Raw genomic sequence first — 13,940 nt, 5'->3', positions numbered from 1 at the left:
GTTTGGTAGTCAACAGCCGAGTATTCCCTTATACACTTATTACACCTTATAGAGTGCGCCACTCCACCTGGCGGCACTCGTGAACTCACAATGAAAGATGTCGACCCTGAATCAGACGAAGAAACCCCCTACGAGTGCTTCGAATGTGGCAAAATCATCATCGCGGAGGATAGCCCGGGCCAGTGTCCCGACTGTAGCGGTCCAATGCGAAACCGGCGAATGCCGCTCGAATGACCATGGCATCGAAATCTAATAGTACCCGCGACGAGTCAGAAGACGAGGCGGCAGATTCGACCGAACCCGAATCAGCCCTCGAAACAGCGCGCCGGCAGCTTCACCACGCTGCTACTCATCTCGATATTGATCAGAACATCGTCGAACGGCTCAAACACCCAAAGAAAGTCCACGAAGTCACCGTTCCTATCGAACGTGACGACGGGACGGTCGAGGTGTTCACGGGCTACCGAGCCCAACACGACAGTGTAAGAGGTCCGTATAAAGGGGGGCTCCGGTATCACCCCGAGGTGACGCGGGACGAGTGTGTCGGCCTCGGCATGTGGATGACCTGGAAATGCGCCGTTATGGATCTCCCGTTCGGGGGTGCCAAAGGTGGCGTTGCGGTCAATCCGAAGGAGTTGAGTTCGGCTGAGAAAGAGCGGCTCACCCGACGGTTTGCCCAAGAGATCCGCGGAGCGATCGGCCCGACAGTAGACATTCCCGCGCCAGATATGGGGACAAATCCACAGACGATGGCGTGGTTGATGGACGCCTATTCGATGCAGGAAGGCGAGACCATTCCCGGTGTCGTCACGGGGAAGCCACCTGTCATCGGGGGCAGTAAAGGCCGTGACGAAGCGCCTGGCCGGAGCGTTGCCATCATCGTTCGGGAGGCAATCAAGCACTACGAGAAGGATATTAACGAAACGAGTGTCGCCATCCAAGGATACGGAAGCGTTGGCTCGAATGCTGCACGGTTACTCGACGACTGGGGAGCGAACATCGTTGCGGTCAGTGACGTCAACGGTGGTGTCTATGACACGAACGGCCTCGATACCCATTCGATTCCATCACACCACGAAGAACCCGAGGCTGTGATGGGTCACAACGCTCCAGAAACCGTCACCAACGCGGAACTGCTTGAACTTGACGTAGACGTTCTCGTGCCTGCCGCCTTGGGGAACGTCCTTACAGCCGAGAACGCCGAGGATGTGCGGGCGGATATCATCGTCGAGGGAGCGAACGGACCAACGACGAGCGCGGCCGATCGTATTTTTACTGAGCGAGGGATACCTGTTATTCCGGATATATTGGCGAATGCCGGTGGCGTCACAGTGAGTTACTTCGAGTGGCTACAAGATATCAATCGCCGTACGTGGTCGTTGGAACGGGTACACGACGAACTCGAAGAAGAAATGTTGACGGCATGGGATGTGGTCAGAGACGAGTTCACCGATGGTGAGGTGACGTGGCGAGATGCTGCCTATATTGTTGCTCTCTCACGAATCGCTGAAGCCCACGAGGCGCGGGGGCTCTGGCCGTAGGGAGATGGATCATCGACCATTCAGACGGATTCGACAGCCAACTACTCCGCTTGAACGAGGACTGTTTCGACTGTATCAACTTGCTAGTCCGGGAGCAATACTCGTTACTATCTGTTTTATTGGATACGTCGTCATCGGTTTCAGTTTATCTCTCGTTGGGGTCTATGAACCAGCGTACTCCGTGATGGGTTTCACTGACCCATTTTTTACGAGCTTGTCATTTCTGACGGGGCTTTTCATCAGTACGATGTCTGGAACGCTCGCAGCGCTCACGCTCCTGCTTAGCCCCAACGATTCGAAGGCCAATTTCGTTGTCATGGTGAGTTTCATTGCTCTTGGATTTGGGGCCGCTACGATGCGAGTCACATTCGGGGCCGTTCAAGCATGTCTCGCTGAGATAGTAAGCAGTCTTCTGTAGAAATGAGAAAGGAACCGGTTATTGTGTTTGATCTCGGGAGCTGCTCAAGAGGTCCAGATGCTGTGTCAGCCACCGATAACTGGTCGGTTCACCGTACAGGATACTGATCTATCCACGGTCGAACTCGTTCGAGCGCTGCTGCGACGCTCAAAATATCTGCTTCAGCAAATCGCCGGCCAATAATCTGTAATCCAACAGGGAGACCGTTGTCGGTAATCCCAGCAGGCACTGACGCCACAGGGTGGCCAGTCATATTGAACACCCATGTCAACATCACGTCTGTCGGGACACCAATCACGGATTGACCGTTGATTTCCGTTGGATAGCCGTCGGTGAGATGCTTGCTGAACGGTGGGACGGTCAGAGTGGGTGTGACGAGAACATCGTAGCCCGTCACCGCGTCCTGAATGCCATCGTATGCATCAGTCCGTGGCGCGTTCTGTAATCGATTGTCGGCAGCGTCGGTCTCTGTTCCTAATGCGATCGTCGATCGAACCGTGTCTTCGACATCTGCCGTCTCGAAGTCGATGCCGTACCGGTCTTCGATTCGTTGAGCAAATGCACTGAAGAAGACGCCAACCTGCGTGACGTACGCCATCGAGAGCTCTTCATACGACGGGAGCGAGACGTCCACAGTATCGACTGTCGCACCGCCGGCCGCTAGGTCCGTGACGGCAGCATCAACTGTTTCACGCACCGTCGATGCAACTGGTTGTAAATCCAGATTCGGACTGTACGCAACCGATAGCTCAGTAGTCGGCCGGTTAGTGGTCTCGACGTATTCCGTCTCTGGACGGGGCACACTAAATGGATCTCGGTCGTCATAGCCTGCGAGGACATCGAGTAAGAGAGCTGTGTCCTCAACTGTTCGTGCCATCGGCCCACCCACAAAAAACGGAGAGTGGGTGCCGAATCCGTCGAATGGGATACGTTCGGGAACGAGCCCGAACGTCGGTTTCAGCCCGATAACGTTACAACAGGAGGCTGGGACCCGGAGCGAGCCACCGATATCTGACCCGGTCGCAAGCGGTACTGCACCCGCCGCAAGCGCCGCTGCCGAGCCACCAGATGAGCCGCCCGCAGAATGATCGGAGTCGAACGGGGTCGGAGTCGCACCAACGAGCCGATTCTCTGTCTTAATAGTGTGACCGAGTGCCGGTGTGTTGGTCGTACCGACGATGACGGCACCGGCAGCTTCCAGCCGTTCGACTGTGATGGAATCCTCGTCGGCCACGTTATCGGCCAATGGAGCGAGTCCTATCGTATTCTTGACACCCTCTTTCCGGCTCCGAAGATCTTTGATTGCGACTGGCACACCGTGGAGTGGGCCGAGGTCTTCTCCACGGGCCGCTGCAGCGTCGGCCGCGTGAGCACGCTCCCGTGCCGATTTCTCAGTGATCGTGATGAATGCGTTCAAATCATCGATTGCTCCGATACGCTCTAGGGTTGACTCGAGGAGGGTTAGCGCAGACACACACCCAGTACGGGCTTCAGACGCAAGTTCCCGTGCCGATCGCTGCATGAATTCGGGCATATCTAATGAACATTCGGGCTGTGTGTTCCTATTTATTCTCATCAGCGACTTTCGAAGTCACGGCCCGAACCGAAACCAACTACACAGGACGGGTGGTATACTCTAATCTATGCTGGCTTTGCCAGCCGTGAGTATGATCTCGGCAGTCCTAGTACAACTGAGTGAGATCGGCATCGCGAGTGGCTACGGACTGGTGGTGTTTTTTCTGATTGGTCTCCTCGGCGGTGCACACTGTATTGGAATGTGCGGCCCGCTCGTTGCAACCTACGCCGAGCGTATGGAAACCGACGACCGCTGGTCTGGCGCACTCACTCTCTATGAAGTGCGGCAGCACGCGCTGTTCAACCTCGGCCGGACGATGAGCTACGCCCTCATCGGGGCTGTCTTCGGGGCTGCTGGCGCGCTACTCTACGGGACGATCGGGCTCGCCGGGATTCTCGGGCCAGTCCAGGGTGTCGTCGGCATCTGCATCGGCGTGGCAATCCTCGGGATGGGGATCACCCGATTGGCCGGCTACCAACAAGGAGCCGTCGAAGGTGTGATTGCCGATACTGGTATCGGATCAGTATTCGCGCGAACCTACACAGTGATCTCGACACGGATCGACCGCTGGGTCAACGGCATCGGCATCGTCGGGCTTGGCGCGCTTCATGGATTGTTGCCGTGTATGCTTCTCTATCCCGCATTCCTGTATGCGTTCGCACAGGGCTCGCCTGTATATGGTCTCCTCTCGCTCGCCGCGCTTGGGCTCGGGACGATTCCTAGCGTGTTCCTCTACGGAACGGTGATCCAGTCAGTAAGCGCCCGCCAGCGACAGGTGGTCCACTATGGACTCGGTGTGTTGTTCATTGGGCTCGGATACGTCCTGTTAGCGATGGGGCTCATGCGGTTTGGCGTCGTGCTCCCGTTGCCCGATATCCCGTACTATCAACCAATCTCCGGCTCGGAGGCGGTTGCGTAACATGTCCACCTGTACACTCTGTGACCTCCCTGTCGAAGACCCAATCATCGACGAGGCCATCGACGGCGAGTTCTGCTGTCGGGGCTGTCTAGAGGTCGCACGCCTGGTTGACAACGGTGAGGACGTCGACCTCTCCATTACGGCCGTCCGTGACCGTGTCGCGGCCGAGGATTCCCAACCCGATGTCCCCGAGGGCGCCGAAACGGCCTACCTCTCGATCGACGGTATGCACTGTCAGACCTGCGAAGGATTCATCGAACTCCTTGCCGAGGAAGAGGACGGTGTTCACGAGGCGCGTGCGAGCTACGCCACTGAAATGGCGCAGGTGGTGTACGATCCTGCCCAGATCGACCGTAACGCGATCTCCGCTGCACTCAGTCGACTGGGCTATCAGGCCCACGGTCCCGACGAGGAAAACGACTCGCTGCGTTCGCGCGTCGAGTTCGGCAAATACCGTGCAGTGCTCGCGGCGGTACTGATGATGCCCGTGTTGATTCTCTACGTCCTGTTCATCTATCCGGTATACCTCGGCATCTATCCCGAGAGCTTTCTCTACGGGAGTACCGTTGAGGCGATGGTGTTCGGGCCGCTCGCGGTCTGGAGCACACTCATCGTTATCGGGCTCGGATACCCGGTCTTCCGCGGGGCCTATGTGAGCCTGAAAGTCGGTCGCCCGAACATGGACGTGTTGATCGCCATCGCGGTGCTCGCAGCGTACCTCTACTCGCTGGCCACCTACCTCACGGGCGGGCGCGACCCGTACTTCGACGTCGCAGTGATGGTGCTCGCGATCGTCACTATCGGCAACCATATTGAGTCACGGGTCAAACGCGCTGCACTCGGCAATCGCGCTGACCTCACTGATTCACGCGTCGATGACGCCCGCCGGCTCGACGACGACAGCGAGGCCACCGAAACCATCGACATTGAAGCGTGTGAGCCTGGCGATCACCTGTTAGTCAAACCTGGCGAACGGGTGCCAGTCGACGGCCAGATCGTCGACGGGACTGCCGCGATCGACGAGGCACTCATCACAGGTGAATCTCTCCCGCAACGGAAATCCGTCGGGGACACTGTACTCGGCGGGTCGATCCCCACAGACAATGCGGTTGTCGTCGAAGTTGGTCCAGAAAACACCAGCACGATGGATCGCCTCGTCGAACTCCTCTGGAACGTCAAGAGTTCTGCGACGGGTGTCCAGCATATTGTCAACCGCTTTGCGGTACTGTTCGTTCCGTTCGTACTCGGGCTTGCCGTGCTAACTGCCACTGGCTGGTTCGTCCTCGGCAACGACCCGAATACAGCTATAATGGTCGGTGTCTCTGTGTTAGTGGTCTCGTGTCCGTGCTCGCTCGGGATCGCGACCCCGCTTGCTCTCGCGGCGGCCACCCGCGATGCCACCGATAATCGCATACTCGTCCTCAACGAGACAGTGCTCGAGCGGATCGACGACTCCGCGGTCGTCGTGTTCGACAAGACTGGGACGCTCACCACGGGGGAGATGGAGCTTGTGGACGTCGCTGGCGACGATCCTGACGAAGTGCTTGCGATGGCGGCCGCCGTCGAACGCCGGTCAAGCCACCCCATCGCCGCTGCGATCGACGATGCCGCCCCGCCGACCACACGCTCTGTGTCGCGTTTCGAGAGCGCCGACCGTACCGTGTCAGCCCTCGTCGACGATACCCGCGTGATTATCGGCCATCCAGACTCCTTTGACGCCGACGAGTGGACGATACCTGCAGAGATCGAGACAGCCGTCACGGACGCCTACGAATCGGGCAATCATCCGACAGCGATTGCCTGGGAGGGTGTCGTCCAGGGGATCGTCTCGGTCCGAGATACGCCGCGTGAGAACTGGGAACGCGTGGTTACCGATCTCACGGATGCGGACCGGGAAATCGTCGTGCTGACCGGCGACGACGAACGGATGACCGAAACATTTGCAAACCATCCAGCGATCGATCACGTATTTGCAGGCGTGCGCCCCGAGTCCAAGGAAGCGATCGTCCAGGGTCTCCGGGAGCGCGGGACGACGACAATGATCGGCGATGGAACGAACGACGCGCCCGCCCTCGCGAGCGCAGACCTCGGGATCGCGGTCTCGAGCGGCACCGATCTGGCGATCGAGGCGGCCGACGCGGTAGTACTGGACGACCGTCTCGACGCCGTTCCCGAAGTCTTCAAGCTGGCGAGTGAAACACGAGGCCGAATCAAACAGAACCTGCTCTGGGCGGCTGGCTACAACGCGATCGCGCTTCCACTGGCAATGACTGGCGTGATCACGCCGTTGATCGCCGCCGTTATGATGGCGGTCAGTAGTCTCATCGTCGTCTTCAACTCGAAGCGCCGCCTGCTCTCGGCGAACGGAGATCAGGTGGCTGCAACCGACTCTAGCGAAGGCAACGATCAACTTGGATCTCCCGCACACTCGGACTGAACGGTCGACCGCCAAGCATCAACTGTAACCACCCTACTACGCTTTCTAGCTACGGTCTGCTACAGCGCCAGTTTAATCAGCAGATCGCACTCACTCGCTGAAAGCACCCGCTACAAGCAGTGGGAAGACGAGCGTTGCTTCTGCTTCAACCTGCGTGTAATTCGTCCGCTCATCGTCTTTGATCTTTCCCCACGATACTGCCTCGTTCGGGGGCGCTCCAGAGAGTGACCCATCCCCTTCCATACCAGTCGAGATGTAGACGACGTAATCCGCCCCGCCACGGAACAGATTTGTCATAATCGCGTGGTGTTTCGGGACGCCCCCTCCAACTGCGATCAGACCTGTCGTGTCAGCAAGCATCCCGTCCTCGATCAGCGAGTCATAATCGTCGAGGATTTCGATGCCGACCTCCGAGTCGTATCCCTGTCTGTAATAGTAGAGAAAGTTCCCAACTTCGGCGTCCGTCAGCGCCGGACAGTACACGGGAACGTCGTTGTCCGCGGCTTGCTTCAGGACCGAATCGGGATCGTCGAGTGTCTCCCCTAACTCGCGGGCAAACGCCGTCGGCGTCCGGACCTTTTCGTCGGCGAAGAACTCCTCGAAGAAGTCGTACAGGTACTCCTCCAACCAGACGTATCGGTCGGAAGGAACAAAGAGATTCCCAAGACGGTTGATTCCCTGTTCCCGGAGCGCGGCCTCGTCCGCATCCCACTCTCCCATTTTGAACGGCTTCGCCGTTTTGATAACATCTTCCGCCAGCGATCCCGCGGTCGTGATAAGCACGTCGACATACCCTTCACGAACGAGGTAGGCGACGACTTCACGCAATCCCGACGAAATGATATTCGACGTGCATGTGAGATAGATCGTGGCATCGGCGTCTTGCATTTGCTCGGCGATGTCGATGGCCTCTGCGAGTTGCGTCGCCTGAAATCCCGTCGTTGCATACGCTTCCAGCATCTCCTGAAAATCGAATTCGCCACGGAAGTCGTAGCCCTGCACGTCTGGCGTGGTCAACTCTTCATCACTTCCCGGAACAACGTGGTCGTGAGACTCCTCGTCCATACCGGCAATTAGCAGGATGCCGGTTTGAATCGTTCGAGACTGGTCGCCGATTCTCGATACACACAAGTCCAGCATCGGCTAACTGTTCAATATGTCCCAGCCGACGGTGGCTGTTCTCCGACCCGACGACAGCCGTATCGTTGAGGCGGTCGAGTATCTCCAGTCACTCGATGTATCCCCGATTCCAGATCCGATGCTGGCAATCACACCGACCGGTCAGGTTCCCCAACATGCGGATTACTGTATCTTCACAAGCGAGACCGGTGTCGATCTAGCTGCGACAGCGGGATGGAAACAACGAGGAGCCACTGTTTGTGCTGTCGGGGATCAGACTGCAACCGCATTATGCAATCGGGGCTATTCAGTCGATATCGTTCCATCGACGTTCACTTCCACAGGACTCGTCGACGAGTTATCTACTGATGTCGAGGACCAAACCGTTGAACTTGCTCGGAGTGCACACGGCAGCGAAGTACTTGTTGAAGGACTGGAAGCAGCTGGTGCAATTGTCAGCGAAACAGCCTTATATCGCTTGGAACGACCGGAGACTGCGGGACAGTCGGTCTCACTTGCGGTAGACGGTAAGCTGGACGGTATACTGTTCACCTCGCCAAAGACGGTAGAGCACTTCGTTCAAATTGCGACTGAACGTGACGCTGTCGCTGCACTCCAACGCGAGCTAGAGGAGACGATTGTTGGAGCGATAGGAGCACCAACAAAACGTGCTGTCGACAAGCATGGGATCGCTGTCGATGTTATGCCGGATACAGTGGGTTTCACACAGCTTGCCGAGGTCACCGTACGTCGAATTCTGGATACCCACCAATGAACACATTCCATCTCCAATCTGTTAGCTGACTTTGAGTGTTCACTGACGTCTCACCGTAAACCACGTTACGCCGATCAAGAAGGCAGCGGCACCAGACACTAACAGGGTTTGACGATAGCCGAACAGTGCTGCAGCCCCGACACTAAGCGGCGGGCCGACTGTCGTGCCAAGTCGGAGTACACTAGTTCGCACACTCATGATGCTTCCGCGAAATTCCTCTGGTGCTCGTTCGTTGAGTGCAGTATCCGTAATCGGTTCAGCGAGTCCCTGGCCAAGACCGAACAGTAAGAGTGCGACAGCAACCACGTGGATGGAGTCCGCGGCGGCGACGATGACGAGTCCGGCCCCGTAACTCATGAATCCCAGTGCGATCGATTGAAAACTGGTAAGCGACCGAAGCACGCGATCACCCTGCATGGCTGTCGCTCCCATCGTAACCGCGGGTAATCCCACGAGAAGGCCGATACCCGCTGAAGAGAGCTGATATTCGTTGGCGAGCAGGAACGGAACGGCAGTGAGTTGCGCGCCATAGAGGATGACGAAGATACCGAAGATTGCGAGATAGAGCACGACGAAGGGGGTCATCGATGTGGGCCCGGTGAGGAATGCACGGATGCTCGAATTCCCACCGTTCTCCTCACGTTGTGGCTCCTCAAGCAGAGTTATACCGGGAACAGCGACGAGTAACGCGAGGAAGAAACACGCGAAGGGAGCCGACCAAGCGACTGTCGCGAGCGCACCGCCGAGTAACGGATAGCCAGCAGCACCCACCGCGAGAATCGCCGCGTTGGTCCCAATCAGCACTCGTCGTTGTTCACCGGAATAGAGGTCGCCGAGGAGTGTGACCGTGAGCATCGCAATCGCACTACTCGCCGCCCCTTGGATGGCTCGCAGGACCAAGATCAGGGTGAAATCGGAAATGAAGATGATGCCGCCGCCACTGAGTCCGAAGATGACGAGCGCCGGGATCAAAATCGGTTTCCGACCGATGCGGTCGGTTAGCAGTCCAATCGGGAGAGTGAGAAAGATTCCGGGGAGCGTGAACGCCGACAGCAAGAGGCTGGCCTGTGCCTCCGAAATGTTCCACGCCTCCTGTACCGCTGGGAGTACTGGGCTGATGAGTGAGACACCCATGACAGCGACGAGCGTACTCGCGAAAATCACGGCTGCTGCTGGTGAGTTCCGGAGTTTCCGTATCCATTCCATCCGTTCTATTACTCTCTCGGTAAGTGCATCCCGTAAGTCATCCGCTACAGGGCGATGGTCACGTTGATCGGTGTTGGAGGATTAGTTCTAATATTATTGTCACAAAATTGAAATGGTAGATCCTCTCGATATTGGCTGTAGATCCCAATTCAATGTATGACACGTCGAATCACGCTACGCTGAGAACCAGTTTCCCTCGTACGTGTTCTGTCTCACCTACTTCGTGTGCCTGAGCTGCATTTTCGAGTGGGAATTCGGCACTGATCGTGGGGCGTACTTCCCCGGCGTCAATCAGTTCGCTAATGGTGGTTAGCAGTGACGGGGAATTCGACCGCCCACTTACCACCTGTACATCGATGTCGTGGTTGTTGGTGAGCGCTCCCGATGGTTGTCCAACGACTGAAACGAGCACCCCATTTTCCTTGAGCACGTCGACTGAGCGTGCTGGGACTTCACCCCCGACTGTATCTACCACGATATCGACCTCGTCAATCACTGACTCGAAGCGCTCCTCGCGGTAGTTCACGAACTCGTCGACGCCTAACTCCCGGAGATAGTCTTCGCTGTATCCCGATGCCGTGGCGATTACGTCGGCCCCCTTCCATTTCGCCAGCTGAACGGCCATGTGTCCGACACCACCGGCTGCGCCGTGGATGAGAACTCGCTGGTCGGCCGTGCAATCAGCATACTCGAACAACGCTTGGCAGGCGGTCTGCGTGACGACCGGCACGCCAGCTGCCCCCTCGTGATCGAGAGATTTTGGCTTCGGGGCAAGTTGTTCGGCAGGTGTAGTCGAATACTCCGCATAGGAGCCTAACTCCGGGAACCCATTGACACCGAACACTGCATCGCCCGACTCAAATTCGGTAACTGACGCGCCAACCTCCTCAACGACGCCTGAAACATCCATCCCGAGAATAATGGGGAACGGATTCTCGGGCAGCATCGACACCATCTGCATTCCCTGACGAATCCGCCAGTCGACTGGGTTGACACCCGCTGCGTGAACCCGAACGAGAACGTCATCATCAACCGGATCCGGGCGGGGCGCATCCTCGTATCTGAGGACATCCGGTGAGCCGAACTCGTGCATGCGAACAGCCTTCATTCTATCCGTCACTTAGAATCATTCCTCGGTAGGTAAGTCCGCGTTGCAGACTCTTAACCACTCTACATCTGGAATACTGGAGGTCAGAGGGGAGGCTGGCAGCGGGGTGAAAAATCACCGTCATCACCTCCCGAAGGATAGACCAACCGACAGGGACCGTCACAGGCCAAACGAAGCCTGAGTCGCCGTTCCAACCAAGTACTTCACCCAGAGAGACTACCATACAGCTATGGCAGCTCCCAATTTCGACGATTTTGATCACGACGCACATATGCGCGAGACCTTCGAGCTAGCGCGCGAGGCTACCGTTCGTGGCGACAAACCGTTTGGCTCCGTGCTCGTCCGCGACGATACTGTCATCATGAACGATTCGAACCGCGAGATTACGGAGGATGATATCCGACGCCATCCCGAACTCCATCTCGCGTACCGTGCGTGCCGAGAGTACGACGCTGATGAGCGCGCTGCAATGGTCATGTATACGAGCACCGAGCCGTGTCCGATGTGTGCTGGTGGGATGGCGACAGCTGGGTTCGGCCGCGTCGTCTACAGTGTCGGGAGTGATGAAATCGCGGCGTTCACCGGGAGCGAGCCAACAGTTCGGTGCGCGGAAATTCTGGATGGCGTCAGCGATGTGGTCGGACCACTGTTGAACGAAGAAGGTCGCCAGATCCACCAGGAGTACGGCTGGTAACCGCCGGACTCCGTTCGGTGAGTCGTCGTTAATGGCCTCCAGAGACGAAGTGGAGGCCAACGATCCCGAAGACGATCACGGAGATGAAGAGGAGACGGGCACTCGTCGCCGGTTCGTCGAATAAGACGATGCCGAGCGTGGCAGTGCCAACTGCGCCGATCCCCGTCCAGACAGCATACGCGGTTCCGATCGGCAGGTTTTGTATCGCTTTCGCGAGTAACACCATGCTGATGATGAGCGCGATGACTGTACCCGCTGTCGGGATTGGTTCTGAGAGGCCGTCAGAATACTCTAAGCCAATTGCCCAAGCGATCTCGAACAGGCCAGCTACAAAGAGCAAGATCCACGACATTCCCCTAGCTCTTGCTCACAAATCGGACTATAGCTTTCGATATCGACAAACAGCCGTTGATTCGATACCTGTTGGACGTGCAGTTTCTATTTGGACCGTACTCCGGCAGTAATGCGTCAATCCGCTAACCGAATCGATGTCGGTCGTCCTACCCGCTGGACAGTCTCGACAGCATAGCCCAGCCATATTCTCGCTCTGCGAACGATCACAAAACCCCCCAGCGGGCAGGGGCCATAGACATCCACCGGGAGGTTGACTACGCTGGGCGCCGAACGGCAAAGACAGAGATCGTGACCACCTCTGACCTCCTCGAGGACACGTACGTCGCAGCGCTACAGCATGATCTCGTAGACATCTCCCCGGAGGCTACGCTCGTGGGTGTGGTACGACGGCCTACTGGCTGGTTCAGAACGACGATCGACGAGAACTACCCGGCACTCGGTCCACCGCCAGACCTCCTGGACGAGTTCAAACAGCGCCACGAGGATTTCAAAATGCAGGGGATGTGTGACGAAGGCGCCCATAATGCTGCCTGGGACGAGGTCGGATTCGAGGACCGGTACCGAACACATCTCACCGAAGCAGCGGATGCTCAGGAGGCAGTTGCTGAGCTCACGGACCGGCTTCGTAACGACGAACACCTCGTCCTCGTCTGTTTCGAGAACACCGACCAGAAACGTTGTCACCGGACGCTGCTCAAAGAGAATATCACTGATCAACTATAGTAAAAGTCTATCGTGTGCCACGGTTCGACCTGTGCGATCTGCGTAATCCCAAGCCACTCGGCTACACGATCCGATTGACGAGTTCCTCGCCGGCGGCGATGTGGGCGAGGTTCTCCCGGGCGAGGTCCGCGACGTTCCGATAGTAGTCCTCAGTGGACCCTGCGCAATGTGGAGTAATGAGAATCTCCTTGAGTTCCCAGAGTGTAGCCTCCTCGGGCAGCGGTTCCGCTTCGAAGATATCGAGGGCAGTGCCACCGAACACTCCAGCTTCGAGGGCGTCGACGAGCGCCGCCTGGTCGACCATAGGGCCACGCGCGACGTTGATCAGAATCGCGTCGTCGCACATCGCGGCGAATTCTTCCGTAGACATGAGATGGCGAGTCTCGTCGGCGACCGGAACCGCGACTACGACAAACTTCGAATTCCGGTTTGGTGTAGTAGGTGTGATAGAGGCAGAGATCGTCGATAGATTCGAGCGACAATTGAATGTCTTGTGACAACGCGCAACTCCCCTATCCGGGTGATACGACCGCGTCAGTTAACTACTACCCGACTTCTTCAACGAGAGTCTCTTCGCTGTACTGTTGGAGTGGGTAGTGACTATCGAGTTCCCGTTCGATGACAAACGTTGAGTCAGTACGAGCAACCTCCTCAAGCGCTTCAAAATCGGAAATCAATCGCTCCACGCTGTCACTGTTTGGCAACCGTGCTAACGCGATAAAGTCAGTACTCCCCATCGTGAAGAAGACTTTTGTTACCCCTTCAACACCCGCAATAGCTTGCCCACTCTCGGTATGGGATTGATCATCCTTCGTAAATATCTGTGCAAGGATTGTTACTCCAAGTCCGAATTCGTCGAGATCGAGGTCTAATCGTTCGTTTGTGATGACCCCAGCATCACGGAGATTGTTGAGGCGGTAATGAATGGTCGATAACGGAATCCCCGTTGCGTCACTCACCGCTTCGGTACTCGTCGTCTCGAGTTCTTCTAACGATTTCAAAATCTGGATATCTTTCTCGTCCATACGCTGTGACTAATGCCATAGTTCGTAGCTACTTCAGCTTATTCA

Annotated in this window: 14 protein-coding genes; 7 read left to right on the top strand and 7 right to left on the bottom strand. The window is 57.0% G+C overall.

The window, feature by feature from the left end:
* Positions 1-90 precede the first annotated feature (90 nt).
* Together U3A55_RS04140 and gdhB are read left to right on the top strand one after the other, a co-directional pair.
* On the top strand, positions 91-234 hold the full coding sequence (locus U3A55_RS04140) for a rubrerythrin-like domain-containing protein (RefSeq protein WP_135806867.1): 144 nt from the start codon (positions 91-93) through the stop codon (positions 232-234).
* Positions 231-1,541 carry a glutamate dehydrogenase GdhB gene (gene gdhB / locus U3A55_RS04135; protein WP_442978266.1) on the top strand — a complete coding sequence of 437 codons (1,311 nt, stop codon included), beginning with the start codon at positions 231-233 and terminating at the stop codon, positions 1,539-1,541. Before U3A55_RS04140 ends, gdhB begins: the two co-directional genes overlap by 4 nt.
* A gap of 506 nt (positions 1,542-2,047) precedes the next feature.
* Here the strand turns inward: gdhB and U3A55_RS04130 are convergent.
* On the bottom strand, positions 2,048-3,493 hold the full coding sequence (locus U3A55_RS04130; protein ID WP_330990220.1) for an amidase: 1,446 nt from the start codon (positions 3,491-3,493) through the stop codon (positions 2,048-2,050).
* A 109-nt stretch (positions 3,494-3,602) separates the two neighbouring features.
* Here U3A55_RS04130 and U3A55_RS04125 point away from each other — a divergent pair, with 109 nt between their 5' ends.
* Complete coding sequence (locus U3A55_RS04125) at positions 3,603-4,454, top strand: sulfite exporter TauE/SafE family protein (RefSeq protein ID WP_079980352.1); 852 nt, start codon at positions 3,603-3,605, stop codon at positions 4,452-4,454.
* A 1-nt stretch (position 4,455) separates the two neighbouring features.
* The gene (locus U3A55_RS04120) at positions 4,456-6,891 is read left to right on the top strand and encodes a heavy metal translocating P-type ATPase (protein ID WP_330990219.1); all 2,436 of its coding nucleotides are present in this window, start codon (positions 4,456-4,458) and stop codon (positions 6,889-6,891) included.
* 90 nt (positions 6,892-6,981) lie between these two features.
* Here U3A55_RS04120 and U3A55_RS04115 read toward each other — a convergent pair whose 3' ends face one another.
* Positions 6,982-7,956 carry a deoxyhypusine synthase gene (locus U3A55_RS04115; protein ID WP_135806861.1) on the bottom strand — a complete coding sequence of 325 codons (975 nt, stop codon included), beginning with the start codon at positions 7,954-7,956 and terminating at the stop codon, positions 6,982-6,984.
* A gap of 91 nt (positions 7,957-8,047) precedes the next feature.
* Between U3A55_RS04115 and U3A55_RS04110 the strand changes: the two genes are divergently transcribed.
* Positions 8,048-8,785, top strand: a complete 738-nt coding sequence (locus tag U3A55_RS04110; protein WP_330990218.1) for a uroporphyrinogen-III synthase — start codon at positions 8,048-8,050, stop codon at positions 8,783-8,785.
* 39 nt (positions 8,786-8,824) lie between these two features.
* Here the strand turns inward: U3A55_RS04110 and U3A55_RS04105 are convergent, their stop codons facing one another.
* Together U3A55_RS04105 and U3A55_RS04100 are read right to left on the bottom strand one after the other, a co-directional pair.
* Positions 8,825-9,991 (bottom strand): MFS transporter, encoded by a 1,167-nt coding sequence (locus U3A55_RS04105; protein ID WP_283102428.1) that lies wholly within the window; start codon positions 9,989-9,991, stop codon positions 8,825-8,827.
* A 169-nt stretch (positions 9,992-10,160) separates the two neighbouring features.
* Complete coding sequence (locus U3A55_RS04100; RefSeq protein WP_330990217.1) at positions 10,161-11,084, bottom strand: NADP-dependent oxidoreductase; 924 nt, start codon at positions 11,082-11,084, stop codon at positions 10,161-10,163.
* 244 nt (positions 11,085-11,328) lie between these two features.
* Here U3A55_RS04100 and U3A55_RS04095 point away from each other — a divergent pair, with 244 nt between their 5' ends.
* On the top strand, positions 11,329-11,793 hold the full coding sequence (locus tag U3A55_RS04095; protein ID WP_330990216.1) for a nucleoside deaminase: 465 nt from the start codon (positions 11,329-11,331) through the stop codon (positions 11,791-11,793).
* Between the two features lie 28 nt (positions 11,794-11,821).
* Here U3A55_RS04095 and U3A55_RS04090 read toward each other — a convergent pair whose 3' ends face one another.
* A complete protein-coding gene (locus U3A55_RS04090; protein WP_114579067.1) occupies positions 11,822-12,145 on the bottom strand; it encodes a DMT family transporter in 324 nt (107 codons plus the stop codon).
* Between the two features lie 290 nt (positions 12,146-12,435).
* Here U3A55_RS04090 and U3A55_RS04085 point away from each other — a divergent pair, with 290 nt between their 5' ends.
* Positions 12,436-12,870, top strand: coding sequence for a DUF488 domain-containing protein (locus U3A55_RS04085; protein WP_330990215.1), 435 nt, complete (start codon positions 12,436-12,438; stop codon positions 12,868-12,870).
* Between the two features lie 61 nt (positions 12,871-12,931).
* On the opposite strand, the gene U3A55_RS04080 is transcribed toward U3A55_RS04085, so the two are convergent.
* Together U3A55_RS04080 and U3A55_RS04075 are read right to left on the bottom strand one after the other, a co-directional pair.
* A complete protein-coding gene (locus U3A55_RS04080) occupies positions 12,932-13,318 on the bottom strand; it encodes an NAD(P)-dependent oxidoreductase (protein ID WP_330990238.1) in 387 nt (128 codons plus the stop codon).
* Positions 13,319-13,415: 97 nt separating this feature from the next.
* The gene (locus U3A55_RS04075) at positions 13,416-13,895 is read right to left on the bottom strand and encodes an Lrp/AsnC family transcriptional regulator (RefSeq protein WP_330990214.1); all 480 of its coding nucleotides are present in this window, start codon (positions 13,893-13,895) and stop codon (positions 13,416-13,418) included.
* Positions 13,896-13,940 lie beyond the last annotated feature (45 nt).

The sequence above is a fragment of the Salarchaeum sp. III genome, assembly GCF_036418315.1.
Lineage (GTDB): Archaea > Halobacteriota > Halobacteria > Halobacteriales > Halobacteriaceae > Salarchaeum.
The sequence above is the reverse complement of the archived record's forward strand: the minus strand, read 5'-3'. Positions and strand labels throughout refer to the sequence as shown.

Coding starts and splice junctions, on each gene's coding strand:
- U3A55_RS04140 (WP_135806867.1), top strand. CDS start 91: ATGAAAGATGTCGACCCTGAATCAGACGAAGAAACCCCCTACGAGTGC.
- gdhB (WP_442978266.1), top strand. CDS start 231: ATGACCATGGCATCGAAATCTAATAGTACCCGCGACGAGTCAGAAGAC.
- U3A55_RS04130 (WP_330990220.1), bottom strand. CDS start 3,493: ATGCCCGAATTCATGCAGCGATCGGCACGGGAACTTGCGTCTGAAGCC.
- U3A55_RS04125 (WP_079980352.1), top strand. CDS start 3,603: ATGCTGGCTTTGCCAGCCGTGAGTATGATCTCGGCAGTCCTAGTACAA.
- U3A55_RS04120 (WP_330990219.1), top strand. CDS start 4,456: ATGTCCACCTGTACACTCTGTGACCTCCCTGTCGAAGACCCAATCATC.
- U3A55_RS04115 (WP_135806861.1), bottom strand. CDS start 7,956: ATGGACGAGGAGTCTCACGACCACGTTGTTCCGGGAAGTGATGAAGAG.
- U3A55_RS04110 (WP_330990218.1), top strand. CDS start 8,048: ATGTCCCAGCCGACGGTGGCTGTTCTCCGACCCGACGACAGCCGTATC.
- U3A55_RS04105 (WP_283102428.1), bottom strand. CDS start 9,991: ATGGAATGGATACGGAAACTCCGGAACTCACCAGCAGCAGCCGTGATT.
- U3A55_RS04100 (WP_330990217.1), bottom strand. CDS start 11,084: ATGCACGAGTTCGGCTCACCGGATGTCCTCAGATACGAGGATGCGCCC.
- U3A55_RS04095 (WP_330990216.1), top strand. CDS start 11,329: ATGGCAGCTCCCAATTTCGACGATTTTGATCACGACGCACATATGCGC.
- U3A55_RS04090 (WP_114579067.1), bottom strand. CDS start 12,145: ATGTCGTGGATCTTGCTCTTTGTAGCTGGCCTGTTCGAGATCGCTTGG.
- U3A55_RS04075 (WP_330990214.1), bottom strand. CDS start 13,895: ATGGACGAGAAAGATATCCAGATTTTGAAATCGTTAGAAGAACTCGAG.